The sequence below is a fragment of the Celeribacter sp. SCSIO 80788 genome, from assembly GCF_051054295.1.
GTDB lineage: Bacteria > Pseudomonadota > Alphaproteobacteria > Rhodobacterales > Rhodobacteraceae > Celeribacter.
Genome location: NZ_CP150482.1, coordinates 759,870 through 784,823 on the forward strand (window position 1 = coordinate 759,870; position 24,954 = coordinate 784,823).

Annotated in this window: 25 protein-coding genes, 1 tRNA gene and 1 pseudogene; 19 read left to right on the forward strand and 8 right to left on the reverse strand. The window is 63.0% G+C overall.

Annotated features, from left to right (window positions below):
* Positions 1 to 3: 3 nt before the first annotated feature.
* The 5 genes from V1471_RS03950 to V1471_RS03970 all read left to right on the forward strand — a co-directional run bounded on the left by V1471_RS03950 (position 4) and on the right by V1471_RS03970 (position 4,866).
* Positions 4 to 1,542, forward strand: a complete 1,539-nt coding sequence (locus tag V1471_RS03950) for a TrkH family potassium uptake protein (protein ID WP_434287009.1) — start codon at positions 4 to 6, stop codon at positions 1,540 to 1,542.
* A 187-nt stretch (positions 1,543 to 1,729) separates the two neighbouring features.
* The gene (gene hfq / locus V1471_RS03955; RefSeq protein WP_066603845.1) at positions 1,730 to 1,966 is read left to right on the forward strand and encodes an RNA chaperone Hfq; all 237 of its coding nucleotides are present in this window, start codon (positions 1,730 to 1,732) and stop codon (positions 1,964 to 1,966) included.
* A gap of 129 nt (positions 1,967 to 2,095) precedes the next feature.
* Positions 2,096 to 3,391 (forward strand): GTPase HflX, encoded by a 1,296-nt coding sequence (gene hflX / locus V1471_RS03960; protein ID WP_434287010.1) that lies wholly within the window; start codon positions 2,096 to 2,098, stop codon positions 3,389 to 3,391.
* A 1-nt stretch (position 3,392) separates the two neighbouring features.
* Positions 3,393 to 3,788, forward strand: a complete 396-nt coding sequence (locus V1471_RS03965; RefSeq protein WP_434287011.1) for a hypothetical protein — start codon at positions 3,393 to 3,395, stop codon at positions 3,786 to 3,788.
* A gap of 199 nt (positions 3,789 to 3,987) precedes the next feature.
* Positions 3,988 to 4,866 carry a hypothetical protein gene (locus V1471_RS03970; protein WP_434287012.1) on the forward strand — a complete coding sequence of 293 codons (879 nt, stop codon included), beginning with the start codon at positions 3,988 to 3,990 and terminating at the stop codon, positions 4,864 to 4,866.
* Between the two features lie 64 nt (positions 4,867 to 4,930).
* Here V1471_RS03970 and V1471_RS03975 read toward each other — a convergent pair whose 3' ends face one another.
* Both V1471_RS03975 and V1471_RS03980 read right to left on the reverse strand, forming a co-directional pair.
* Positions 4,931 to 5,488 carry a sugar O-acetyltransferase gene (locus V1471_RS03975; RefSeq protein ID WP_434287013.1) on the reverse strand — a complete coding sequence of 186 codons (558 nt, stop codon included), beginning with the start codon at positions 5,486 to 5,488 and terminating at the stop codon, positions 4,931 to 4,933.
* On the reverse strand, positions 5,485 to 7,944 hold the full coding sequence (locus V1471_RS03980) for a penicillin acylase family protein (protein ID WP_434287014.1): 2,460 nt from the start codon (positions 7,942 to 7,944) through the stop codon (positions 5,485 to 5,487). The genes V1471_RS03975 and V1471_RS03980 overlap by 4 nt, the downstream gene beginning before the upstream one ends.
* A gap of 103 nt (positions 7,945 to 8,047) precedes the next feature.
* Here V1471_RS03980 and V1471_RS03985 point away from each other — a divergent pair, with 103 nt between their 5' ends.
* The 4 genes and pseudogenes from V1471_RS03985 (at position 8,048) to V1471_RS04000 (ending at position 11,460) form a co-directional block, all read left to right on the forward strand.
* Positions 8,048 to 8,932: an NAD(P)-dependent oxidoreductase gene (locus tag V1471_RS03985; RefSeq protein WP_434287015.1), complete on the forward strand. Its 885-nt coding sequence runs from the start codon at positions 8,048 to 8,050 to the stop codon at positions 8,930 to 8,932.
* A 125-nt stretch (positions 8,933 to 9,057) separates the two neighbouring features.
* Positions 9,058 to 9,774: an RlmE family RNA methyltransferase gene (locus V1471_RS03990; RefSeq protein ID WP_434287016.1), complete on the forward strand. Its 717-nt coding sequence runs from the start codon at positions 9,058 to 9,060 to the stop codon at positions 9,772 to 9,774.
* A complete protein-coding gene (locus V1471_RS03995; protein ID WP_434287017.1) occupies positions 9,774 to 10,868 on the forward strand; it encodes a hypothetical protein in 1,095 nt (364 codons plus the stop codon). The genes V1471_RS03990 and V1471_RS03995 overlap by 1 nt, the downstream gene beginning before the upstream one ends.
* A gap of 95 nt (positions 10,869 to 10,963) precedes the next feature.
* Positions 10,964 to 11,460, forward strand: a pseudogene (locus V1471_RS04000) (RrF2 family transcriptional regulator).
* 13 nt (positions 11,461 to 11,473) lie between these two features.
* Here V1471_RS04000 and V1471_RS04005 read toward each other — a convergent pair.
* Positions 11,474 to 12,691: an MFS transporter gene (locus V1471_RS04005; protein ID WP_434287018.1), complete on the reverse strand. Its 1,218-nt coding sequence runs from the start codon at positions 12,689 to 12,691 to the stop codon at positions 11,474 to 11,476.
* A gap of 160 nt (positions 12,692 to 12,851) precedes the next feature.
* On the opposite strand from V1471_RS04005, the gene V1471_RS04010 reads away from it, so the two are divergent.
* Positions 12,852 to 13,691 carry a fumarylacetoacetate hydrolase family protein gene (locus V1471_RS04010; RefSeq protein WP_434287019.1) on the forward strand — a complete coding sequence of 280 codons (840 nt, stop codon included), beginning with the start codon at positions 12,852 to 12,854 and terminating at the stop codon, positions 13,689 to 13,691.
* 67 nt (positions 13,692 to 13,758) lie between these two features.
* Here the strand turns inward: V1471_RS04010 and V1471_RS04015 are convergent, their stop codons facing one another.
* The 4 genes from V1471_RS04015 to V1471_RS04030 form a co-directional block, all read right to left on the reverse strand.
* On the reverse strand, positions 13,759 to 14,352 hold the full coding sequence (locus V1471_RS04015) for an outer membrane protein (protein WP_434287021.1): 594 nt from the start codon (positions 14,350 to 14,352) through the stop codon (positions 13,759 to 13,761).
* Between the two features lie 163 nt (positions 14,353 to 14,515).
* On the reverse strand, positions 14,516 to 15,718 hold the full coding sequence (locus tag V1471_RS04020; protein ID WP_434287022.1) for a hypothetical protein: 1,203 nt from the start codon (positions 15,716 to 15,718) through the stop codon (positions 14,516 to 14,518).
* Positions 15,715 to 16,539 carry a hypothetical protein gene (locus V1471_RS04025; RefSeq protein ID WP_434287023.1) on the reverse strand — a complete coding sequence of 275 codons (825 nt, stop codon included), beginning with the start codon at positions 16,537 to 16,539 and terminating at the stop codon, positions 15,715 to 15,717. The genes V1471_RS04020 and V1471_RS04025 overlap by 4 nt, the downstream gene beginning before the upstream one ends.
* A gap of 164 nt (positions 16,540 to 16,703) precedes the next feature.
* Positions 16,704 to 16,793 (reverse strand) — tRNA-Ser (locus V1471_RS04030).
* Between the two features lie 218 nt (positions 16,794 to 17,011).
* Here V1471_RS04030 and V1471_RS04035 point away from each other — a divergent pair.
* The 8 genes from V1471_RS04035 to V1471_RS04070 all read left to right on the forward strand — a co-directional run bounded on the left by V1471_RS04035 (position 17,012) and on the right by V1471_RS04070 (position 23,946).
* Complete coding sequence (locus V1471_RS04035) at positions 17,012 to 17,923, forward strand: DUF2059 domain-containing protein (RefSeq protein ID WP_434287025.1); 912 nt, start codon at positions 17,012 to 17,014, stop codon at positions 17,921 to 17,923.
* Positions 17,924 to 18,182: 259 nt separating this feature from the next.
* Complete coding sequence (locus V1471_RS04040) at positions 18,183 to 18,773, forward strand: 50S ribosomal protein L21 (protein WP_434287026.1); 591 nt, start codon at positions 18,183 to 18,185, stop codon at positions 18,771 to 18,773.
* Between the two features lie 22 nt (positions 18,774 to 18,795).
* Entirely contained in the window at positions 18,796 to 19,065 is a 270-nt protein-coding gene (gene rpmA, locus V1471_RS04045) for a 50S ribosomal protein L27 (protein ID WP_434287027.1), read from the forward strand.
* 285 nt (positions 19,066 to 19,350) lie between these two features.
* The gene (locus V1471_RS04050; RefSeq protein ID WP_434287029.1) at positions 19,351 to 19,905 is read left to right on the forward strand and encodes a GNAT family N-acetyltransferase; all 555 of its coding nucleotides are present in this window, start codon (positions 19,351 to 19,353) and stop codon (positions 19,903 to 19,905) included.
* A 39-nt stretch (positions 19,906 to 19,944) separates the two neighbouring features.
* Positions 19,945 to 20,454: a GNAT family N-acetyltransferase gene (locus V1471_RS04055; RefSeq protein WP_434287031.1), complete on the forward strand. Its 510-nt coding sequence runs from the start codon at positions 19,945 to 19,947 to the stop codon at positions 20,452 to 20,454.
* 80 nt (positions 20,455 to 20,534) lie between these two features.
* On the forward strand, positions 20,535 to 21,584 hold the full coding sequence (gene obgE / locus V1471_RS04060; RefSeq protein ID WP_434287032.1) for a GTPase ObgE: 1,050 nt from the start codon (positions 20,535 to 20,537) through the stop codon (positions 21,582 to 21,584).
* Positions 21,581 to 22,684 carry a glutamate 5-kinase gene (gene proB / locus V1471_RS04065; RefSeq protein ID WP_434290856.1) on the forward strand — a complete coding sequence of 368 codons (1,104 nt, stop codon included), beginning with the start codon at positions 21,581 to 21,583 and terminating at the stop codon, positions 22,682 to 22,684. The genes obgE and proB overlap by 4 nt, the downstream gene beginning before the upstream one ends.
* A complete protein-coding gene (locus V1471_RS04070; RefSeq protein ID WP_434287034.1) occupies positions 22,681 to 23,946 on the forward strand; it encodes a glutamate-5-semialdehyde dehydrogenase in 1,266 nt (421 codons plus the stop codon). The genes proB and V1471_RS04070 overlap by 4 nt, the downstream gene beginning before the upstream one ends.
* 68 nt (positions 23,947 to 24,014) lie before the next feature.
* Here V1471_RS04070 and V1471_RS04075 read toward each other — a convergent pair whose 3' ends face one another.
* Positions 24,015 to 24,614: a histidine phosphotransferase family protein gene (locus tag V1471_RS04075; protein ID WP_434287035.1), complete on the reverse strand. Its 600-nt coding sequence runs from the start codon at positions 24,612 to 24,614 to the stop codon at positions 24,015 to 24,017.
* Between the two features lie 38 nt (positions 24,615 to 24,652).
* Here V1471_RS04075 and V1471_RS04080 point away from each other — a divergent pair, with 38 nt between their 5' ends.
* A complete protein-coding gene (locus V1471_RS04080) occupies positions 24,653 to 24,829 on the forward strand; it encodes a DUF3553 domain-containing protein (RefSeq protein WP_434287036.1) in 177 nt (58 codons plus the stop codon).
* Positions 24,830 to 24,954 lie beyond the last annotated feature (125 nt).

The following is a 24,954-nucleotide window of genomic DNA, read 5'->3' on the forward strand; positions in this document are numbered from 1 at the left end:
CCGATGAACCGCTTTTCGCGCATGCCCTTTTTCGTCCAGCTCATGCTGGTCTCCGGCGCCGCCATGATGGTGCCGGCGATCTATGCGCTTGTGCTGCGGGAATGGGACGATGCGCGGGCCTTCGTCTACGCCAGCGTCTTGTTTTCCTCTCTGGCGCTGTTCATCGCCATCGCGCGGTATCGCCCCGAGGGGGCGGATGCGGGCGTCGGGCGCGACCGGGAGGGGCGCAACCAGCTTTTGACCCTTTTGGGGGCCTATACGCTTTTGCCGCTGATCCTTGCCGTGCCGTTTTCCGAGGCGACCAAGGACACCACCTATTTCAACTCCTACTTCGAGATGGTCTCGGCGCTCACCACCACGGGGGCGACGCTGTTCGACGATCCGGCACGGTTGACCAAGCCGGTGCATCTCTGGACGGCGCTGGTGGGGTGGCTCGGCGGGCTCTTTGCCTGGGTGACGGCGGTGGCGGTTCTGGCGCCGCTGAACCTTGGCGGCTTCGAGGTCATTTCCTCGCGCCAGCCGGGGCAGGCGGAGACGCGGGCGAGCCAGATCACCCGCATTGCCGCCGCCCCCGAGCGGATGGCGAAATTCACCTCGAAGCTGTTTCCGATCTATCTCGGGCTGACGTTGGCGCTGTGGTTCGCTTTGGCCATGATCGGGTCCAACTCCTATGTGGCGCTTTGCCATGCGATGTCGGTGATGGCGACCTCGGGCATTTCGCCGGTGGGCGGGTTGACCCATGCGGGGGGCGGGTTCATGGGCGAGCTTCTGGTCTTTGCCTTCCTGTTCCTGGCGCTGTCGCGCAAGACCTTCACCGCCGATCAGCCGCGGCTCGACGCGCCGCCTCTGTGGCGCGATCCGGAGATGAAGATCGCGCTGGCGCTGATCGTCACCGTGCCTCTGTTTCTGTTCCTGCGCCATTGGGTGGCGGTTCTCGAAGTGTCGGGCGACTGGACGTTGGGGCGGGCTCTGTCCTCGCTCTGGGGGGGCGTGTTCATGGTGCTGTCCTTCCTCTCGACCGCCGGTTTCGAATCTCTGGGTTGGGAAGAGGCGCGGCTCTGGTCGGGGCTTCAGGCGCCCGGTGTGCTGCTCATGGGGCTGGCGATTTTCGGCGGCGGGGTTGCGACCACGGCGGGGGGCGTGAAGCTGATCCGGCTCTATGCGCTGGTGCGTCATGGCGAGCGTGAGATCGAGAAGCTGATTTCGCCGAACTCGGTCGGCGGCGCGGGGGCCAATGCCCGGCGCATCCGGCGCGAAGGGGCCTATGTGGCATGGGTCTATTTCATGGTGTTTGCCTTCACCATCGCCGCCGTGATGATGCTCCTGTCGCTCTATGGGCTCGATTTCGAGGCCGCGACGATTTTCACCATTTCGGCGCTCACCACCACCGGGCCGCTGGTGCAGGTGGCGGGCGATGTGCCGCTGAGCTATGCCACATTGGGCGACGCGGAGAAGCTCATTCTGGCGGCGACCATGGTGCTCGGGCGGTTGGAGATGCTGGCGATCATCGCGCTTCTCAATCCGGAATTCTGGCGGCGCTGAGGATTTCACGAAAATCGTTAGCGCCATCACCCTGCGGATGTGACGCAAATTTGCGTCGCGTTGAAAACAAGCTCCTGAAAATCAGCGCCTTATCTTGACATTCGGTGGAATCTCCGGCGAACTCAGCCTCAAGTGCTGTCGCCCGAGGGACAGTTCGCATCAAAAGCGCAAGAAAAAGGCAAAGATCATGGCCGCCGACAAACAGAACCTCCAGGACGCTTTCCTCAACCATGTTCGCAAGACCAAAGTTCCCGTGACGATCTTTCTGATCAACGGGGTGAAACTTCAGGGTGTGATCACATGGTTCGACAACTTCTGCGTCCTCTTGCGCCGCGACGGCCAGTCGCAGCTCGTGTACAAACACGCGATCTCGACGATCATGCCGGCCCAGCCGATCAACCTCTACGACGGCGAAGAAGCCTGATCGCGACCGCGCGACAGGGCTTGCAATCCGTCTGACAACACTTAGGTGACGCGCACCTGCCGGATGGATCGGCGGGTGCGTTCGCGCGTTGAGTTGCAGGATCACCCTGCACGTTTGAAGGAGCGGCATTTGGCCGAACTGCATGACCATGAGGTGAAGAAGACCCGCGCCTGGGTGCTTCATCCCGATATTACATCCGACCGCACCCGCCGCGATCCTGTCGCGGGGCTGGAAGAAGCCGTGGCTCTGGCCGATGCCTTGCCAGAGTTGGAGGTGGTCGGCTCCGAGATCGTGCGCCTGCCGAAGATCCAGCCCGGCCATCTCTTTGGCACCGGCAAGATCGAGGAGCTGAAACAGCGGATGAAGCTTGCCGAGGTCGAGTTGGTGCTGGTCGACGGGCCGGTGACCCCGGTGCAGCAGCGCAACCTTGAGAAGGAATGGAAGGTCAAGCTTCTGGACCGCACCGGGTTGATTTTGGAGATTTTCTCCGACCGGGCCCGGACCCGAGAAGGGGTGTTGCAGGTCGAGATGGCGGCGCTGACCTATCAGCGCACGCGGCTGGTGCGCGCCTGGACCCACCTTGAGCGGCAACGCGGCGGTTTGGGCTTTGTCGGCGGCCCCGGCGAGACCCAGATCGAGGCCGACCGCCGCGCCATCGACGAACAGCTGACGCGCTTGCGCCGTCAGTTGGAGAAGGTCGTCAAAACCCGCGAGCTGCACCGCGCGTCCCGCGCCAAAATCCCGTTCCCGATCGTGGCGCTTGTGGGCTATACCAACGCCGGAAAATCGACGTTTTTCAACACGGTCACGGGCGCGGATGTGTTCGCGAAAGACATGCTTTTCGCGACGCTCGACCCGACGATGCGCCAGCTTGTGATCGAGAACGCCCATGGCGGAGACCGGGAGATCATCCTGTCGGACACGGTGGGGTTCATCTCGAAACTGCCGACCCAGCTTGTGGCGGCCTTCCGGGCGACGCTTGAAGAGGTGCTGGACGCCGATCTGATCCTGCATGTGCGCGACATCGCCTCCGAGGAGACGGACAATCAGCGCGACGACGTTTTGAAAATCCTGCGCGATCTCGGGATCAAGGACGACGCGCCGATGTTCGAGGTCTGGAACAAGATCGACCTGCTGGACGACGAGGCGCGTGCGGCGCGGATGGAGCGCGCGGCGCATGAGGAGAATATCTTTGCGATCTCGGCGGTGACGGGCGAGGGCGTGCCGGAGCTTTTGTCGGCGATCTCCGCGTTTTTCGAAGAGGAAAAGATCGAGCGCGACATGATCCTGCCCTACGCCCAAGGGCGCAAGCGGGCGTGGCTTTTCGAGGAAGGGGTTGTTCTTTCCGAGGAGATGGTCGAAGAGGGGTATCAGCTCAAGGTGCTGTGGACGCCGCGGCAGGAAAAGCAATTCCGGGAGATGTGAGATGAGCGCCGAAACAACCAGCACGAAAGCCTCTAAGGCGAAAACCAAAGCGAAAGCGGCCGCGCCGAAAACCGCCCCGGCGACGGCGGCGAAGAAGCCGCACCTTTTCATGATGCTGTTCGAAGCCACGGCCGGTGCGAAAACCGGTCTGCGGATGGGCGCGTGCCACGCGATCATGGTGTTCATGGTCGCCTCCGATCCGAAACACGCCAGAGCCAAGGGGATCAAAGGGCTTGAGGTGACGGGCTGGTCCGGGATCACGTTGAAAAAGGCTGGGGACATCACGGGCCAGAAACAGCGGTTCAAGGACAAGGCGCTCGACCGTGCTGCGCAGACCGCGGCGCAAAAGGGCGCGGCCTTTGTCGTTTACAAGGAAGAGCTTAAGGGCGAGGCCTGACGCCTCGCAGCCTTGGTGACATGATCGGTCGACGTTCCTTTTCAGCTGCGATTTCGGACCGGCCAGAGTACCGTTTCGCGGTAGCGTGATTTTTCGCACACAGTTTTTAACGATTGTCTTTCGATCGGCATTTTGTCGCAGCTTTGTGACGCTACGTCATGTATGGTCGATCAGATGGTTTTATAACGAGGGGGGTCCCATGAAACGGTCTCAAACGACGCTGCTCACGTTTGGTGCAGCACTTCTTTGCGCAACATCCGCTTATGCATTTCAGCCGGATATGTCCTATGTCGGTCTGAGCTACACGGGCGTCGATGCCCGTGATCCGGGTGATTCCTACGATTACGATGGCGGTCGTGTGACCATCGACGCCGGCACGCGCCTGTCCTTCGGTGCGAAAAGCCATGTCGTGATTGACGGGTTCTACACCGGCTTCGACGTCGACGACGCTTTTGGGAGCTACTACGGCCCGGAAAAAGGCGGCGAGATCGCGCTGCACTACCTCTATGACCTGTCGCCGAAATTCACCGTCGGTGGTCTTTTCGCCTATGGCATGATCGATCAGAAAGAAGATGGCTACGACACCGAGAGCATGGATTACACCATGTACGGTCTCGAAGGCGTGTTCGATCTGTCGCCGAAAGTCGCGCTGTACGGTCAGCTCGTCGCGACCGAGAACCCGGGTTACAACGACTCCTACTGGGGCGGCATGAACAACGGTTATGTTGCGCGTCTCGGCGGTGTCTATGACCTGAACGCCAGCACCAGCCTCTACCTCGACCTGCAATACGCCGAATCCGAAGGCTATGAAGACAGCGACGAGGACGGTACGTTCAACCGTTACGCCATCGGTGGTGAAACCGCGTTCAGCTCCAAACCGCTCGCGGTCACCTATGAAATCGCTTACATGACGACCGAAGCGAAGGGCGACAACAACGACATCGAGAGCACCGAGTTCTCGCTGGGTCTGCGCTACTACTTCGGCGGCAAAGGTCTGTCGGAAACCGTGCGTTCCGGCATGCTGGGGACGCCGGAAACGGCCTTCCTCGCGACCTCCTGGGCGCCGTACCACGATTGATCTGATCCGCTTCGGATCTGATGACAAAGGCCCCGCGCGTTTTTCGCGCGGGGTTTCTTTTATGTCAGCTGTGTGGGGAACTGATGCGCGCCGGATTGCCGACGACACGGCTGTCGGCAGGGACATCCTTTGTCACCACGGCTCCCGCGCCGATGATCGCACGATCTCCGATGGTGACCCCCGGCAGGACAATCGCCCCGCCGCCGATCCAGACGTCACGGCCGATGGTGACGGGCAGAGCGCGTTCGATCAACTGGCCGCGCAGCACCGGATCGCGGTGGTGATCGGCGCAGTAGATCTGCACCTGCGGTCCGATCATCGTGCGCGCACCGATCTCGACCCGACCGCTGTCGAGCACGACGCAGCCGACGTTGAGAAACGCTTCTTCGCCGAGAAACAGGTTCTCGCCATACAGGAGGTGAAACTGACCCTCGATCCGGGCGCTTTCCGGCGCGGCGGCGATTACCGTGCGCAGGGCCGGGTGAATGTTGCCGCGCTCGGACGGCAGGGCCATGTTGTGCCAGTGCACCGCGTCGAAGACCTTTGTGCGGATCGCGTCGATCTCGGGATCTAGGCTGTGATACCACGCGCCCGCGCGCATTTTGTCCAGCTCAGAGGTCATTCCTCCGGCACCAGATGGGTGATGCCGACGCCGGCGGCCCGCGCGAGTTCCGGGTCGAGGCTCATCGGTACATATTCGCCGCGCCGCCACAGCTCGCCCAGATCGTCATAGTGACGGCTCAAGGGATGGCCGGACTGGCCGGTGGCGGTGATGAAGACCGAACTGTCGGGATCGGCGAAATCGTAGACGCCGCGATAGGCTGCACCATGGACGTTGGCGAAAGGATCGGCAGGATCGCCGGAGGTGACGCCGCGCATCAGTGTGTTGTCGCCGCCCGAGGTCGATTGCCGGATGTTCACCACCCATTTCAGGAAGGGCACATTGCCCAGCACAGGGTGATCGTGATGCGCCATATGCGCGTCGCCCCAGCGCAGGCTCTCAAGGTTGGTCGAATAATGCTCCCCGATCCACAAAAGCGCATCGTCGAGCGATTGCCGCGCGATGTCGGTGCAGGTCTCGACCGGCGCGGACTGGATCACGTCGCACCACGCAGAGGCCCCGTCGATGTCGCGATAGACGCGTTCGATGAACAAGGGATCGACATGGGTGAAGCTGCGCGCCAGCGGCCCGATGTCGTCACGGATCAGACGGTCCTGAAGCGCCCGCATCCAGGCGTAGTAAATCAGCGGTTCCGGCAGGTGCTCGCTCATCTCGCCATTCCATTCGGCCAGAAGCTCCAGAGCACGCTGACGCTGACGTTCGGGGGTGCCCTCGGGCGCGGCCTCGCCGGTGAACCACAGGTCCGCGCCAACAAGCGGCAACAAGGTGCGCGCGGCGGGGGAGACGATGTCGTTCTGCACCTCGATGAAACTGTCGCGGGTGTGGACCTCGCGCGATTGCATCAGCCGGGTCCAGCGCTGCACCCGCTGGGTGTCGCCCCAGTGATAGGACAGATGTTCGGGGAAGGGGGCTTCCACGGTCTTGTTGTTGGTGTTGCCGACAATGCCGGTCTCGCCGCCGGTGAACAGCGGCAGATCGTCGAAATCGCGCCAGCCCTGCCAGCGGTTGGTCTCGATCCAGCCCGGCGAGGGGATGCGACCCTGCGACTGATGCGCTGCGTCGCGCAGAGGCGCACGTCCGATCACCTTCATCTGCACCCGGTCGGGGTCGGCGATGACGAGGTTGAGCGCCGGGGCCGCGAAATCGCGCGCCGCCTGCATCGCCTCGGTCAGGGTGTGGGCGTGATTGAGCGCCACCACGGCGGACATGGAGCGGTCGTCGGAAACCAGCGCGGTCCAGGCGGCGGAGACCACATGGCCCGGCGGTGTGATGGTGTCGACGTCAAAGGCAGTTGCGGGCAGGACCGGGCCGTTTTCGGTCCATTGCAGCGTGAGTGTGACCGGTGCGGCATCCTTGATCTGGACAATGGAAGGCCGCGTGCGCATCGGTTTGAAACCGTCGGGCGTGAGAACTTCGCTGGCATTCTCGGGGTTGAGTTTCTCGATATAGAGATCGGCGTCATCGACATAGGCCGCCGTGATACCCCAGCCGAAATCCTCGCGCCGCCCGGAGACGATGGCGGGAATGCCCGGCACGGAGGCGCCGATCACGCCGCCGCTCGAAAGTTCGAGCCGCGCCAGATACCAGGCGCCGGGGGCGGAGAACCCGAGATGGGGATCGTTGGCCAGAAGCGTCGAGCCGGTGGTCGAGCGCCCGGGGGCGGCGGCCCAGACGTTGGAGGCGCCCGCAAGACCCGGTTTCGGGAAGGGCGACATGGCGTATTCGATGCCGGAGGGCTGTTTGCCGGGTGTGGCCTCTGGGAAGAGCGCGGCGTAGGAGGGCAGAAGGGCGGTGCCCGTGCCCGGTGCATCCGGCATCAGGTCGCGCAGACGTTCCTGCGGCAGCAAGAGCGAAGCCTGCGCCCGCAGCACCTCGTTCGGGATCTGATCGGAAAGCTGGAAAGCCACGAGTTTGAGGATCGCGATGGAATCGGCGGGCTGCCAATAGGCGATCTCGCTCGGGAAGAGAAAGAACTCCGGCGCACCGCGACCGCGCGCGCCCTCGTTGACCTCGGCGATCCAGGCGTTGACGCCGCGGGCATAGGCTTCGAGCGCGGCCATGGCCTCGGGGCTTTGGACCCGGGCGGAGGCCTGTGCCGCCTCGTAAATCCCCAGCCGCCGCATCAGCTCGTCGGTCTTGAAGGTGCGTTCTCCGAACATTTCCGACAGCTTGCCTTGGGCTGTTCGGCGCAGGAGCATCATCTGGAACAGCCGGTCCTGGGCATGGGCAAAGCCCAGCCCGTAATAGACATCCGCATCGGTCGTGCCGAAAATATGCGGCACATTGGCGTTGTCGCGGGCGATCTCGACCGGAGCTGAAATCCCCGGCACCTCGTAATCGGCATTGTAATCCGGAAGCGAGCGCGCGGCGAGCCAATAGGTCAGCCAGATGCCGAGGACGGTCAGAAGGACGAGGGCTGAGACGAGTTTCAGCAGAAGAGAGAAAGTGCGGGCCATGGGCGGGGCAGACCTATCGGATGTGCGCGAATGGATGTTGACGCCGGGCCGCGAGCGGCTACCGTTTGCGCCGTTAAATCACATCCGGCGGAGAGGGAAAAGCATGCTTCAATCTGGGGCGAAGGTCACATTCTTGGGATTGGGAGTCATGGGCTACCCGATGGCGGGGCATCTCAAAGCCAAAGGCCATGACGTCACGGTCTACAACCGGACCACGGCCAAGGCCGAAGCTTGGGCAGCGGCGCACAAAGGCGGATTCGCCGCCACACCGCGCGAGGCGGTAGAGGGGGCTGACTTTGTGATGGCCTGTGTCGGCAACGATGACGATCTGCGGTCTGTGTGCCTCGGCCCGGACGGGGCTTTCGCGGGGATGAGCGCCGGATCGGTGTTCGTCGATCATACGACGGTTTCGGCGAAAGTGACCCGTGAACTGGCCGCCGTCGCCACCGAGAAGGGCATCGGCTATGTCGATGCGCCGGTCTCGGGCGGTCAGGCCGGGGCGGAAAACGGCGTGCTCTCGGTGATGTGCGGCGGTGCGGAAGAGGATTACGCCAAGGCCGAACCGGTCATGGCGGCTTACGGGCGTACCGTGAAACGGTTGGGCGAGGTCGGCATGGGCCAGACCGCCAAAATGTGTAACCAGATCTGCATCGCCGGGCTGGTGCAAGGCCTCTCCGAAGCGCTTTTGCTGGCGGAAAACTCCGGTCTCGATGGCGAAGCGCTGGTCGAGGTGATCGCGGGCGGCGCGGCCGGATCGTGGCAGATGGTGAACCGCCACAAGACCATGCTCGCGGGCGAGTACGAACACGGCTTTGCCGTCGACTGGATGCGCAAGGATCTGGCGATCTGTCTGGAGGCGGGCGAGGAAACCGGCACGCCGATGCCGGTCACGGCCCTTGTCGATCAGTTCTACAAGGACGTCCAGAGCATGGGCGGCGGGCGTTGGGACACCTCCTCGCTGATGGCGCGGCTCAAAGCGTTCAAGTGAGTATTTGGGGCAGCAAAGGAGACGCAATCGGGTTTCCTTTGCTGTGAAAATACTCAAATCGGAAGGCCTTTCCCAAGGGGCGGCGTTGCTGTTATAAGGCCTTTCGATCAAAAGGACTCTGAGCGATGGCCGACAAGAAATCTTCTGGCAACTCATCCGGGCGCGGCGCGCGCGATTTGCGGGTGAAGGTGAAGTCTGCGCGCGGGCGCAAGCTGTCGTCGACCCGTTGGCTGGAGCGTCAGCTCAACGATCCTTACGTGAAGCGCGCCAAGCTCGAGGGCTATCGCGGGCGCGCGGCGTTCAAGATTCTCGAATTGGACGACAAGTTCCGCTTTCTCGTGCCGGGCGCGCGGGTGGTCGATCTCGGCTGTGCGCCGGGGGGCTGGTGTCAGGTGGCCGTCAAGCGGGTGAATGCGCTTGGCGAGAAGAGCGGCAAGAAGATCGGCACCGTGTTGGGCGTCGATTTGCAGGAGGTCGAGCCGATTGCGGGGGCTCAGACCTATCAGCTCGATTTCATGTCCGACGATGCGGACGAGCAGGTGAAAGAGTGGCTCGGCGGCGAGGCCGATGTGGTGATGTCCGACATGGCGGCGGCCTCGTCGGGCCACAAGCAGACAGATCACCTTCGGATCATCGCGCTGTGCGAGGCCGCGGCTTATCTGGCGTTTGACGTCTTGACGCCGGGCGGGACCTTTGTGGCGAAAGTGCTGGCGGGGGGCGCTGAGGGCGAGTTGCAGGGTATTCTGAAGCAGAAATTCGAGAAGGTGGTGAACATGAAGCCGCCGGCCTCGCGGTCTGACAGTTCCGAGAAATTCGTGGTCGCCACGGGGTTTAGGGGCTGATGGAGCGTTGGCTGCGTCTTCGGGCGGGGCCGCTCGATCTGGCGTTCGACCCGGAGGTCGGCAATATTCGGCGTTTTACGCTCGACGGGCGCGAGATTTTTCATACCGCGCATTGGGTCGGCACGCCTGCGGCTGAGGCGGCGGGCTCTGTGATCGACGCGCATCTGGCGGGGGATTTTCTCGCGGCCCCCTTCGGCACATCCGATCTGGTGAGCGATCCGCCGCATGGCTGGAGCGCGAATTCACGCTGGCATCCGGTGGTGCGGGCCGAGGATGGGGCCTGCGCGGTGATGAAGCTGGCGCTCGAACGCGAGGTGATGGGAGCGAAGATCACCAAGGAACTGCGGTTTTGCGACGGCCACCCGGTGCTCTATCAGCGCCATGTGATCGCAGGCGGCGAGGGCGGGCTGACCTTTGCGCATCATCCGATGTTCCGGGTCTCGCCCGGCGATCGCATCGCCTATTCGCCGAAACGCGCGGCGGTGAGCAACGCGCCGCTGGAGACTGCGCATATTTTGGCGGCAAACACCCGTAGCGAGGATCTGACGCGGTTTCCCGGTGCAGATGGCGGCACGGTCGATCTGACGCGCTATCCGCGGGGGAGCGGGCCGGGCGAAACCGGGTCGGGCAAAACCGGGCATGAGGATTTCGTCACGCTGATTGAGGCGGACACCGGAGGCATTGGTTGGACCGCCGTGTCGCGCGCCGCGGCGGGTGACATTGTCGTGGTGTTGAAGGACAGTCGGGTGATGCCGGTCACCATGCTCTGGATCTCGAATGGCGGGCGGGACTATGCGCCCTGGGACGGGCGGCATGACGGGGTTCTGGGCATCGAGGATGGCTGTGCGGCGGGGGCCGAGGGGCATCGTGCGGCGCTTGGCGGTAATGCGGTGGCGCGTGAAGGGGTGGTGACTGCCTTTGCGCTTCGAGCGGAGGGGCGGATCACCCTGCGCCATGCCATCGCGGTGCTGAAACAGCCGTCGGGCTGGCGTGGCGTGGCGAGGGTGCACGTCGGCGTGGACCGGCTGACGGTCGAGGGGCTTGGCGGAGGATCGCTTGAAGTGCCATTCGACGGGACTTATTTCTCAGTTTGAGATATACCTTTCTGACACAGATCAACGTCGCGGGGGCAGAGCGCGCTCTAACGTGATTTGAATTTGTGTCATTCTAAGTGGAGCAAGAACCGCAGATGCGTCTGACGATCCGAACCAATCTGGCCATGCGTGTGTTGATGGCCTGCGCCGTGAACGAGGGCCATATGATCCGCCGTGCGGGCATTGCCAAGGCGGCGAACGCCTCGGAGAACCATCTGGCGCAGGTGGTGCATCTGTTGGCGGCGGGGGGCTATATCGAGACCACGCGCGGGCGCGCGGGCGCGCGGGCGGGATCGTTCTGGCGCGCACGCCGGACCGGATTTCGCTGGGCGAGGTGATGCGGCATTTCGAGGCGGGGGTGCCCTTCGCCGAATGTTTTACGGAAGGGGGCAACACCTGTCCGCTGCATGCGGTTTGTCGGTTGCGGGTTGCGCTCAATGCGGCGCTTGAAGCGTTTTACGGCGTGCTCGACGAGATGACATTGCAGGATCTGGTGGTGGACAACGCGGGGCTCGATGCGCTTTTGTCCCTGCCGCAGCCGGACATGATGATGCCCGAGGGCGGCTGCATGGAGTTGCGCCGGATGAACTGAGGCCAGCAGGCCGCTAGTGCCGCCTGCGGTGCAGGTGCGGCTGGTCGGGTTCGCGCAGGGTGAGGACCAGAAGGGCGGCCACGGCAAGACAGACCGGCACGGAGGCGAGCGCCAGCGCGTGATCGCCGCCTGTGCGGTCGAGCAGCCATCCGACGAGGGGTTGGAACACCAGAGCCGCGCCGATGCCGATCATGTTGACGAAAGCGGTGACTGTGCCGACCGTGCTCTGGTCCTGACCTTCCTTGGCCATGGCGAAGGTGAGCATTTGCGCGCCGCAGAACAGTCCGCCCAGAAACAGGGCTGCGGACAGGAGCCAGACGCTGTCGGTGGTGGTGAAAATGACGGCGGACCAGGCGAGCGTGGCGGCCACGGCACCGCCGAAGACGATCCATTTGCGATGGCCCAGGGCGTCGGAGACGGCGCCCCAGAGCACCGAGCCAGCCGCCATGCCCCAGAACACCATGGAGACGGCGGTTTCCGCAGACACGGAAGACAGCGCGTGATCGGTGGTCAGTTCCGCGTTGCCCCAAAGTCCGCCATAGACGTTGATCGGCATGTAGATCAGAGCGCCGACGAGGGAGATCAACCAGACCTGCGGGCTTCTGACAATCTGGCGCAGCGGGCCCAGAGGGTTGGCATGGGTTTCCGTGTCGCCCGCAGAAGGCGCATCGCGGTAGAACAGCAGGGCGAGGAGGAAAAGCCCGGCGCCGACTGCGCCGATGCCGAGAAAACTCGGTCGCCATCCGGCGGTTTCGGTCAGTGCCGTTAGCCAGACCACGCCGATCGCGGTGCCGAGCATGCCGACCGCGTTGACGAGGCCGGACAAGAGCGCAAAGCGCGCCGGGGCGAACCAGTGGTTGACCGCGTAGAGCGCACCGACGAAGGCGAAAGAGGCCCCGAACCCGGTCATCAGCCGCCCGATCCCGGCGATCTCGACATTGGGGGCAGCGCCGACAAGCGCGATGCCACCGGCACAAAGGGCAATCGCAGGAACGACGAACCGCCGCGCGCCCCAGCGGTCGAGCAACAGCCCGACGACGATCTGCATCGGCGCATAGACCCAGAAGAACAGCGAGGAAAACACCCCGAGCGCGGCGCTTGACAGCCCGAGATCGCGGGTGATCGCCGCCGTTGCCGTGGAGGGCGAGATGCGGGCGACGAATTCGAACAGGAAGAACAGGGTGCCGATGGACAGGGCGAGAATGGCGTGGCGGGCTCTGGCGGTGGACATGGGCGCTCCGGGCTGATTGCGTCCTTACATTCGCGATTTGCCGGGGCGTGACAAGAGCGGCGGAGCGGGAAAGCGAGCACAAGACGGAGGGGGCGAGGATTGCGGCTTAACATGTGGGCCGGGACCGGGCATGAAAGAGGAAAGCAAAGGGAGAGAAATTATGAAACTGGTGCGTTTTGGCGGGGCGGGGGCGGAGAAACCCGGAGTGATCGATGGCAAGGGGCGGCTCCGGGACCTGTCGGATCACATTCACGACATCGCGGGAGATCAGCTTGCGCGGCTGGGCGAAATTACCCGGCTGGATCTCGATGCGTTGCCGCTGGTGAGCGAGGAGGTGCGCTATGGCCCCTGTGTCGGCGGTGTCGGCAAGTTCATCTGCATCGGGCTCAATTACGCCGATCACGCCGCCGAAAGCGGTATGGCGCTGCCGGAGGAGCCGGTGATCTTTGCGAAATACACCTCGGCGATCTGCGGCCCGAACGATCCGATCCTGATCCCTCGCGGCGCAAAAAAGGTCGATTGGGAGGTCGAGCTTGGTCTGGTGATCGGCAAGCCCGCGAAATATGTCGCGGAAGAGGACGCGCTCGATCATCTGGCGGGCTATTGCCTGATCAACGATGTGTCGGAGCGCAGCTATCAGTTGGAGCGCGCGGGGCAATGGTCCAAGGGCAAGTCCTCGGACAATTTCGGGCCGGTGGGGCCGTGGCTCGTGACCCCGGATGAGATCGAGGATGCGGACGCGCTCAGGATGTGGCTCGATGTCAACGGTGAGCGGATGCAAGAGGGGTCCACGGCGACGATGGTCTTCAAACCGGCGTTCCTGATCTCGTATCTGTCGCAGTTCTTTACGCTGCGCCCCGGCGATATCATCTCGACCGGCACGCCTGCGGGTGTCGGCATGGGCATGACCCCGCCACGCTTCCTGCGCGCGGGGGATGAGGTGCGGCTTGGCATCGAGGGGCTGGGCGAACAGCGACAGCTCTGCGAGGCGGACGACTGAGGGTGTGTCTCGCCATAGAAAAGGCCCCCGTTGGGGGCCTTTGAAAAGCGGTCGGATCTGAGAAAGATCAGAACGTATAGGCCAGTTTCAGGGCCACCGACTGAAGATTCACATCGACGCCGTCCACATCCATGTCGCGGTAGTCGTAGGACAGACCGGCGGTGAACTTGTCGTTGATCGCATAGTCGAAGCCGAGACCGACGAGATAGCCGTCCATGTCGTAGCCGTCGTTGCCGCTGAACATGTAATCGCCGAAGGAATAGCCGAGGCTGATGTAAGGCAGGAACTTGCCCATGTCATAGCCCAAGGAGGCCTTCAGGTCGTAGAGCGCGGTCACGCCGTAGCTGTCCGTGTAGCCGTCTTCCCAGACGTCGCCGAAAGAGGCGGCCAGTTCGAGGCCGTAGACGAGTTTGCCCTTGTCGAGACGGTAGCCCGCGAAGAGCATCGGGTTCGCGGTGTCCTTGAATTCGTAGTCGGAGCCATAATCGGCCTCACCGAAGAAACCGGCATAGCCGAGACCGGCATAAAAACCGCCCCAGTCGGCATCGACCATGGGTGCGACCGGGATCACGGGCTCTGCGACGGGCTCGCTATAGCCTCCGGCCAAAGCGGTTCCGGCGCTCAACGAAAATACCGCGGCAATCTTAAGAATATTTTTCATGTGGATTTCCCCTTGTAATCAAATTCCACGCCACGTGTGGTTGCCAAATATTAACATAAATGAATGGCGATGGTGAGAGGGGCGCGCGTGCCGCCGTTCGGAGGCCCGAAACTGTGTTGTGCAGAACACATGTCGGGTCTTGCGGGCGGCTGAGGGGACATCCTCAAGTGTCGATCAGGGTCTGAAGGTCGCGGCTGCGGGTCTCTGCCGCCGCGCGCGTTTCGGCCATCACGAAACCGGTGCACAGGTTTATCCCGTCGGCTGCGGGCAAAAGCGCCGCGTCGAGCAGCCGTGTCGGGACGAACCAGCCGTCCGCGATGGGGCCTTTGATCCGCGCGATCAGGCGGGACATCGCGCCTTGCGTGCGACCGGAGAAAGACAGGCTGACCGGCAACCCGCTGCGCGCCGCCGCCGCCCTGTGCAGCAGGATTTGCGGAGTGGAGGAGTTGACGCGGAAATTCGGGTCGAAGACGATCAGCCGCCCGTCGTCGGTCTGGCCGATGTCCAGCCCGCAGATCCCGAGAAAGCCCTGCCTGCGGGCCGCGTCAGCGACACTCAGAGCCAGCGCATGGCCCGCCTCGGGATAGGGCGTGTCCGGGTCGATGACGCTGCCCGCTTGGCGCGCCGGGGCGGAAAAGGTCTGTTCGGCGGCGCCGAGCAGTTGCACGGTGTCGGGCGAGACCGAGAGATTGACGCACCAGCAGCGGTGCAGGGGTATGGCCGCCTCGACGATCACGGTGTCGATGCTCTGGGCGAGGAAAGCGGTGCGCGCCTGTGCGACCTGTGCGGGGGTGGCGCAATGGTGCACGGCATAGCCCCAACCGGTGGCGTGCTCGCCCCCGGCCTTGAGAAAGGCGGGCAGGGGGATGTCGTCCGGCAGCGCCCCGGTCACATGGCTTTGCCGGGGCGCAAGCGCCTCGGGCGGGACGAGATCGGGCAGGGCGGTTTTGCTGTTGAGCCGGGCCCAGAGCGCGGGCGGCACCAGATGGGCCTCATCGGCAAACCGTCCGGCACGCAGCGGGTAGGGCCAGAACAGCTTCCGACCTTCCGCGATCAGCCGCTCGGCGAGGACCTCGGCCTCTGCCCCGGTTTCGTAGCGATGGATCTCCTCGGTGATCGACAGGCCCGCCTCGGTGAGGCAGCCGAGAATCTCGTCTGTGGTGCCGCAGATGTGGCGCACGGTCGCCCGCGCTCCCAGCAGGCCGAGCAGGAGCGTGGTCACCGCATCGAGATTGAGCGGCGTATAGCCCAGCATCCGTGTCTGTTCGAGATCGGTGCGGGCCATATAGGCGGCGTTTTCGGGGCAGAGCGCGGTCTCTTGCCCGCTGAGGGTGAGCGGGGGCAGCTGGGAGAGAGTGCGTCTCATGGCAGGAACTCCTCGACGGCGCGGGCCAGCCGCAGGATGCGTTCGGAGCGGCGGTCGCCCGCGAAACTCGGGGTCTTGTTGGCGTCCAGAAGAATCGCCCGCCCGTCCTGCATGACATAATCGAACTTGCCGAAGTCGAAGCCCATCTCCTCGCGGTGACGTTGCAGCTCCGGCGGCACCTCCTCGAGATACTCATAGCGCACCATGGTGCGGACCTTCACCAGCGGATCGGTCGCCACCAGCTTGTAGCCGTAGCTGGCGGAGCCGAAGAACAGCCAGCCGCGCAGGCAGTAATGATCGCCTTCACGTTCCGGCATGAAGCGTTCGACCAGAAGATCGTCGCGCTCCCAGACCCAGCCGGGCACCTTATCGAGGCGGTCGAGCACGGGGTAGGTTTTCTTTGGCAGGCAGCGGGCCAGATCCCAGTTCAACCGGGCGAGACGTCTTTGCGCCTTGAGCCGCAGTTGCGTCAGCCGTGGCAGGTTGCGCGCTTCGGGCCCGCCGAAATGGTTGAGGTTCGATTTGACGATGACCGGCCCGTCCCAATCCGCACCCGGTTGCACCCGAAGCGAGGAATAGCGACGCTTGGAAATGTCCAGCACCTTGCCGTTGAGCACCCGCATCCCTTCCGGCGCCTGTGGCACCCGGTTCGGGGACAGACGGGTGACGTCGTGATGCAGAACACAGAGATCGGCATTTTCTGCATAGCCGGGGCCGACATGCACGGTCAGGCCCATGTCCTGCCAGATCTCGGCGAGACAGCTCAGCACATATTTCTTTTGCAAATCTTGGTCCAGATGGGACAGGCTGATCAAAGACAAGTGGGGGCTCCGGCCAATGTGTCGGTCTTTCTAAACCAAGGCCCGCCTCTGCGCACAAGATGGTTTCTGTTTCTGAGGCGGTATTTCCCGGTTGTTACACCATACGCAAACGATCCATTCGGGATCGTCCGATGACGTGGGGGAACGCAAATACGATGGGATTATGGCGGAGAGACAGGGATTCGAACCCTGGGTCCCCGTAAAGGGACAACGGTTTTCGAGACCGCCCCGTTCGACCACTCCGGCACCTCTCCGCGGGGGTCTGGTGGCGGGTGATTTATCCGTGCTGCGCGCCGTGTGCAACCCCTTTCGTGACATTCTTTTGAGCAATCGTTCCGACAGGTGTCGCGAAATTTCGCCGGGGATTTCGTCGGAGCGGAACATTTCGATGTCGTGACTTGTTCCTGTCTCAACTCTTTGTTTAGCTGTTGTCAGCACACTGCCGCCGCTAAGGACCTTGGAAAGGACCATGATGACCGCTCTGACACGCGCCAAATCCATGAAATTCGACATGGGATTCGAGCCGACGCCCCGGGACCGGGGGTGGGCCGTGTTGCGCGGGCTGGCCTGTGTCGCGCTGGTCTCTGCGCTGCCGCTTGCCGCCGCGGCGGAGGTCGACGAGGCGCAGCTCGGTGCGCTGATGGAGGTCATGCTCTTCGATGAGGTGGTCTCTGTGCTGGCGCAGGAAGGCCAGGACATGGCCGAAGATTTCTCCGAGGGCGGGTTTGGCGTGCCGAAACCGGCGTGGAAGGACATGTTGGGCCGTCTCTACGATCCGGCGGCGATGTCGAAAGCGTTCCTCGACGAGATGGCCGAGGCGCTCGAAGGTTGCGATTTGCCGGAGATGGTGGCGTTTTTCTCTACCGATCTGGGCGGGCGCATCGCCCGGCTCGAACTTGAGACCCGCAAGGCCATGTCCGACGAGGCGGCGCAGGCGGCGGCAGGGCAGGCCTGGGCGGAACTCGATCCGGACACAGTGCGTGCGCGGCTGATCGAGGATTACGTTGAGGTCAACGATCTGGTGGAGATGAACGTGGTCGGCGCGATGAACAGTGACATCGCCTATTACCGCGGGCTGTGGAGCGAAGGCTTCGAGGCGGAGGAGGGGTTGACCGACGGTGATCTCCTGAACGAGATCTGGGCCAGCGAGCCGGAGGTGCGTGCCGATGTCTCCGAATGGGTCTACGGGTTTTCGACGCTTGCCTATGAACCGCTGAGCGACGACGAGTTCGAGGCCTATATCGACTTCGCCCGCACGGACGCGGGACAACAGCTCAACACTGCGCTTTTCGCCTCTTTCGATGCGGTGTACGAACACCTGTCGCGGGGGCTGGGGGCGGGCACGGCGATGCTGATGCAGAAATATCAGGGCGAACAGCTCTGAGCGGGGTGTCCGGGGCACAGCGGACTTGACTTTTCGGCGATGATTCCCGATATACCGCGCACCCGGCGGACCCTTGGGCTCGACCGGGTGATGTCTTTTTGTCGGAACGGTTTTCGCAGGCAGGCATCTTTCATGACAATCTCGTCCCCTCGGAGGGGCGCGCTGTTCGCGGCAACAAACATCGGAACGCTTTGATTTTCAGATGATTTTCAAAGCAAACCGGGGCCACAGGACGCGGGTATATCGAAAGGAAGACTGCATGTTTGCGGTTTTGAAAACTGGCGGTAAGCAATACAAAGTGCAGGCGGGTGACGTTCTGCGCGTTGAGAAACTTGCGGCCGATGCTGGCGAAAAAGTCCAGTTCAACGAGATTCTGATGGTTGGCTCCACCATCGGCGCGCCCTTCGTGGCCGGCGCCGGCGTGCAAGCCGAAGTCATCGACCAAATCAAGGGTGAGAAACTCATCCACTACGTCAAACGTCGCCGTAAGCACTCTTCGCAGCGCACCAAAGGCCACCGTCAGCAGCTCACGCTGCTCCGCATCACCGACATCCTCGAAGCGGGTGCGGATGCGACCGGTGTGAAAGCCGCCATCGGCGCAGGCTCCGTGTCTGCCGCTCCGGCTGCTGCCGCTGCTCCGAAGAAAGCCGCGAAAGCCGAAGCTCCGGCCGCCGCTGCGGGTGCTGACGATCTGACCGCGATCAACGGTGTGGGTCCGGCTGCTGCGAAAAAACTGGTTGAAGCTGGGATCACCACCTTCGCTCAGCTCGCCGCTGTCGACGCCGACGCGTTCGACGCCGTCAAAGTGAAACCCGAATGGGTTGAACAGGCCAAAGAACTGGCCAAGTAAGACACGTTAAGGAGAGAACACCATGGCACACAAAAAAGCAGGCGGTTCGTCCCGTAACGGTCGCGACTCCGCAGGTCGCCGTCTCGGCGTCAAACTCTACGGCGGCCAAGAGGCCATTGCCGGTAACATCATCGTGCGTCAGCGCGGCACCAAATTCTGGCCGGGCGAAGGCGTGGGTCTGGGCAAAGATCACACGATCTTCGCAACGACCGACGGCAAAGTGACCTTCCACAAAGGTCTGAAAAAACGCACTTTCGTGTCCGTGCTTCCGGCTGCGGAAGCCGCCGAATAAGCCGACCTCAAGACGGTAAAAATCATTGGGGGGATCGGCGCAAGCCGGTCCCCTTTGCTATGTGCGCGATCGGGGCCTCCGTCAGGAAAGGCTTGATCGAAACCTTAAAGTTTGGCCAAATGTGCCTTCGTCACGCCGCAGTTTTCAGCTGTGGTTAACACGACTGTCGTAAAACGCATGCTGCGCCCCTCGCGCAGAGGATGCCACGGCAGGCCCGCTTTCGGTGTCGACCGGAAGCCGCCTTCTGGGAGAGAGGCGCGCGGCAGCAGATTTGGAGGAAGAGAGATGAGAATGGATTTGGTTGACGACAGGTTGGACCGCGGCACGCAGGCCGTGATCGAGACGGAGCGCTTTGTGCTGCGCCCGCCGCGCCGTTCGGACGCCGGTCTGCTCAATATGTATGTCAGCGACGTGCGCGTGGCGCGCAATTCGCGCTCTCTGCCGCATCCGATGCCGCCGGGCGCGACGGAGGCTTTCGTTGCCCGGTCGCTGAAACCGGAGACCGAGGAAAAGGTCTGGATTCTCGACGGTTCCGCCCATGAGCTCTCCGAGGTGCTGGGGGTGATTTCCCTGAAGCCGCTCGACCGCGACCAATGCGAAGTGGCCTTCTGGGTTGCGCCCGCGTTCTGGGGCACGGGTCTGGCCCGCACCGCGCTTGCCGCAATGGTCGACGCCAATCCAATGAAGTCCAAAACCATGTTCGCGGAGATTTTTCAGGACAACCAGGCCTCTGCCCGCGTGGTGACCGCCTGCGGTTTCGAATATCTCGGCGATGCGGAAACCTATTCCGTTGCGCGCGGCGCGCATGTCCCAACCTGGACCTATCTGCGCAAACTCTAAGGGCCTCGAAATTCGGGGTCGCCACCAAGGAAGACCCCGATGGCCATGATCCTCACAACAGACCGCCTCACCCTGCGCCCCTTCCGCGCCTCGGATGCGCCCGATGTCGTGCGGGTGCTCAATGACATCGAGGTCAGCAAATGGCTGACCCGTGTTCCCTATCCGTATTCTGTTCACGATGCGAACTGGTTCACCCGAAGGGTGGCCGCGAAGGCCTTTGTCTTCGGCATCGAATTTCAGGGCCGGATCGTCGGCACCATCGGCTGCGAGGGCGAGTTCGGCTATTGGCTCGGGCGCGCGCATTGGGGGCAGGGGATCATGCCGGAGGCGGCGGAAGCGGTGCTGAGCGCGTGGTTCGCCACGACCGGCAAGGACCGGATCGAGGCGGGCTATTTTTCGGAGAATGCCCGCTCTTCCAAGGTCTTGCGGCGCATGGGCTTTGTCGAGACCGGCGCATCGCGCAACTTCAGCCTTGCGCGCGGGTATGAGGTCGACCGGATCGACATGATCCTGACCCGCGACGCGTTTGAGGCGCGAAACAAGAATTGAGTTTAACGACCGGGCAAGATACATCTGCCCGAAAGCCTCGGGCCTGAACACATCGGGCGGGGCAGCAAAGGACAAGACTTATGAAATTCCTCGATCTTGCCAAGGTCTACATCCGCTCCGGCTCCGGCGGCAACGGCTGTGTGTCCTTCCGGCGTGAGAAATTCATCGAATTCGGCGGGCCGAACGGTGGCGACGGCGGCAAGGGCGGCTCGGTGATCATCGAGGTGGTCGACGGGCTGAACACGCTGATCGACTTCCGCTACCAACAGCATTTCTTCGCCCAGAACGGCCAGTCCGGCATGGGCAACAACCGCACCGGCAAGGATGGCGACGACATCGTCCTGCGCGTCCCCTCTGGCACGGAAGTGCTTGATGAGGATGAGGAAACGGTGATCGCCGACCTGACCGAGGTGGGCGACAAATTCGTGCTCGCCAAGGGCGGCAACGGCGGCTGGGGCAACGCGCGGTTCAAGACCTCGACGAACCAGGCGCCCGCCAAGGCCAACCCCGGCCAGCCCGGCATCGACCGCACCATCTGGCTTCGGCTGAAACTGATCGCCGACGCGGGGCTTTTGGGCCTGCCGAACGCGGGCAAATCGACCTTCCTGTCGGTGACCTCGAATGCGCGGCCGAAAATCGCGGATTACCCGTTCACCACGCTGCACCCGAACCTCGGCGTCGTCGGCATCGACGGCGCGGAATTCGTTGTGGCCGATATTCCCGGCCTGATCGAAGGCGCGTCCGAGGGCCGTGGTCTGGGCGATCTGTTCCTCGGCCACGTCGAGCGTTGCGCCGTGCTGTTGCACCTGATCGACGGCACGTCGGAAGATGTGGTGGCGGATTACGAGACCATTATTACCGAGATCAACAACTACTCCCACATCTTGGGCGATAAGCCGCGTGTGACGGTTTTGAACAAGATCGACAGCCTTCTCGAAGAGGAGGTCGAAGAGAAACTTGCGGCGCTGCAAAAGGCGGCGGGCGGGCGGGTTTATACCATGTCCGGCGTGTCCCGCGAGGGGGTCGATACGGTTCTGCGCGCGCTCAAGGCGGAGATTTCCATGGATCGTCTTCGGATCAAACAGGCCGAAGAGGATGACGGTGAGGAAGGTGAAACTTGGCACCCCTGACCGCCTCGCTCCAAGGGGCGAAACGCATCGTGATCAAGATCGGCTCGGCGCTTCTGGTGGAGCGCGGCGAGCTGCGGTCGCATTGGCTCGAAGGGCTGGCGCAGGACGTCGCCATGCTCAAATCCCAAGGCGCGGATGTGATCCTTGTGTCCTCGGGCTCCATCGCTTTGGGGCGGGGGATTTTGCATCTGCCGGCGGGCGAATTGCCGTTGGAACAGTCGCAGGCGGCGGCCTCTGTGGGCCAAATCCGCCTCGCGCGCGCCTATCAGGAGGTGCTTGAGCCGCACGGCATCACCACGGCGCAAATCCTTTTGACGCTCGAAGACAGCGCGGATCGCCGCCGCTATCTCAACTCGCGCGCGACGCTCGATGCGCTTTTGTCCTTGGGAGCCGTGCCCATCGTCAATGAAAACGACACGGTCGCGACGGACGAAATCCGCTATGGCGACAACGACCGGCTGGCCGCCAGCATCGCCGTGACCATCGGCGCGGACCGGCTGGTGTTGCTGTCGGATGTCGACGGGCTTTATACCGCCAACCCTTCGCTCGATCCCAATGCGGTGCATCTGCCCGTGGTCAAAGAGATCACGCCGGAGATCGAGGCGATGGCGGGCGATCCGGTGTCGGGCGTGTCGAAAGGCGGCATGAAGACCAAGGTGATGGCGGCAAAAACCGCCACTTTGGGCGGCTGCACCATGGCGATCACCGAAGGCTCGAAAGAACGGCCTTTGAAAGCGCTGGAGCATGGCGCGCGCGCGACGTGGTTCTTGGCCGCCGAAGACCCGGAACATGCCCGCAAGCGCTGGATCGGCGCGATGAAAGCCAAGGGCGAGATCTATATCGACGCGGGCGCGGTCATGGCGCTTGCGAAAGGAAAATCCCTGTTGCCCGTCGGCGTCGAGGAGGTTGTGGGCCATTTTGGCCGCGGCGAACCAGTCGTGGTGCTCGGGCCTGACGGGGCGCGCATCGGGCTCGGGCTGTCGCGCTACACTTCCGAGGAAGCAGAAGCCATCAAGGGCGCGCATTCCGACGACATACAGGCGATCCTCGGCTATGCTGGCCGGGCCGCTTTGATCCATAGAGACGATTTGGTGACATGACCGAGATTGACGTAAAACAGATGATGAATGAGCTGGGCCAACGCGCGAAAGAGGCGGCGCGGGAGCTTGCCACGGCTTCGAGCTCGGCCAAGGAGCAGGCGCTTTTGGCCGCCGCGGAGGCCCTTTGGGAGGCCCGTGCCGAGATCATCGAAGCGAATGAGAAAGACCTCGCCTTTGGCCGCGAAAAGGGCCTGACAGATGCGATGATGGACCGGCTCAAGCTGGATGAAGCCCGGATTCAGGGCATGATCGACGGCTTGAAAGCCATCGCGGCGCAGAAAGACCCGGTCGGCGATGTGATCGCCGAATGGGAGCGTCCGAACGGGCTGCATATCAAGCGCGTGCGCACACCTCTGGGCGTGATCGGCGTGATCTATGAGAGCCGCCCGAATGTGACGGCGGATGCGGGGGCGTTGTGCCTGAAGGCCGGGAATGCGGTGATCTTGCGCGGCGGCTCGGAGAGCTTTCACAGCTCCGGCGCGATCCATGCCTGCCTGAAAGCGGGGCTGCGCGCGGCGGGTCTGCCCGAAGATGCGATCCAACGCGTGCCGACCCGTGACCGGGCGGCGGTGACGGAAATGCTGCATATGACCGATTATATCGACGTCATCGTGCCGCGCGGTGGCAAGGGGCTTGTGGGGCTCGTGCAGCGCGAGGCCCGCGTGCCGGTGTTCGCGCATCTCGAAGGCATCGTGCATATTTTCGTCGACGCCTCCGCCGATCCGGAGAAGGCGATGAAGGTTGTGCTCAACGCGAAAACCCGGCGCACCGGGATTTGCGGCGCGGCGGAATGTCTGCTGATCCATCGGGATATTGCCGACACGCTGGGGCGTGATCTGGTCGCGGCGCTGGTCGACAAAGGCGTTGAGGTCCGGGGCGATGCCGCCGTTCAGGCCATGGTCGAGGCGGTGACGCCCGCCACCGAAGAGGACTGGGGCCGTGAGTACCTCGACAGCATCATCGCGGCGAAAGTCGTGGCGGATGTCGATGCGGCCATCGCGCATATCCAGCGCTATTCCTCGTCGCACACCGATTGCATCCTGACGGAAACGCCTGAGAGCGTTGAGAAATTCTTCTCCCGCCTCGACAGCGCGATTTTGATGCACAACAGCTCGACGCAATTCGCCGATGGTGGCGAGTTCGGCATGGGAGCGGAGATCGGCATCGCGACGGGCAAAATGCACGCGCGCGGCCCGGTGGGCGCGGAGCAACTGACCAGCTTCAAATATCTCGTGACCTCGGATGGGGCCGTGCGGGCCTGAGGCGAGGTTTTGAGCTGACATGAAAAGCGGGCGCGCGGGGAGATCGGCGCGCCTTTGTCCTGACCCGTTCAGGCCAGAAGCGAGATCACCCCGTCGCCCGAACTATGGGTGATGCGGCGGCCCAGTGCGGCGGCCTGCATCGGCGCCAGAAGGAATTGCACATCGGAGGGTTTGAGCCCCTGCGGCGCCGTGACGGACCCGAGCCGGGCCCAGAGATCGGGTGCGGGTTCGAGACGTTGTGCCGAGGCGCGGAGCTGCCATTGGCCGTTGGTGTACCCGATCTTGATGACGCCGCCACGGGGCAGGGCGGTTTCCAGACACATCAGCATGAGACAGGCGAGTTTGACCTCCTCGCGCGGCAGGTCTTCCGTGGGCGTCCAGTCATAGGTCAGGCGCGCCGTCGAGACCGCTTTGAGGATGCCCGCGATTTCCGTGCGCGACGTCATCTGGCCCGGGGAGGCCATGCCGAAAGCGATGCGAAAGAATTTCACGCGGGCGTTTGCATTCTCCACGCTTTCGGAGATAAGGCTAAGCTCAGGTCCGGTACCGGCGCCGGACATCGCCAGCAATTCCACCCCGTTCGCAATCGCGCCCACCGGGCTGATCAGATCGTGGCAGATGCGGGAGCCGATCATGGCGGCGATGTCTCGGGTCAGGTCTTGGGTCATAGGGTCTCCGGATTTGGAATTTTGTGAAAGGCGCTGTCATGGACGATCTCAACGCGATGCTGGAACCGGGGCAGATGGTGCGCCATCCGTCTCAGCCGGATTGGGGGCTTGGTCAGGTGCAGTCCAATATCAATGGCAAGATTACGGTAATGTTCCAGCATGCCGGCAAGATTGTGATCGACAGCCGACGCGTCGCGCTCCTCCCTGTTTTTTGACGAAGGGTCCGCAGACCCGCGTTCTCCTCATGGTCGCGCAACCGGTCGTATCTCACAACCTTTGCGCGAATATCCCCGTGCGGGTTACCGGCATTCTGTTGCATTGAGATCAACAAAATCTTAAA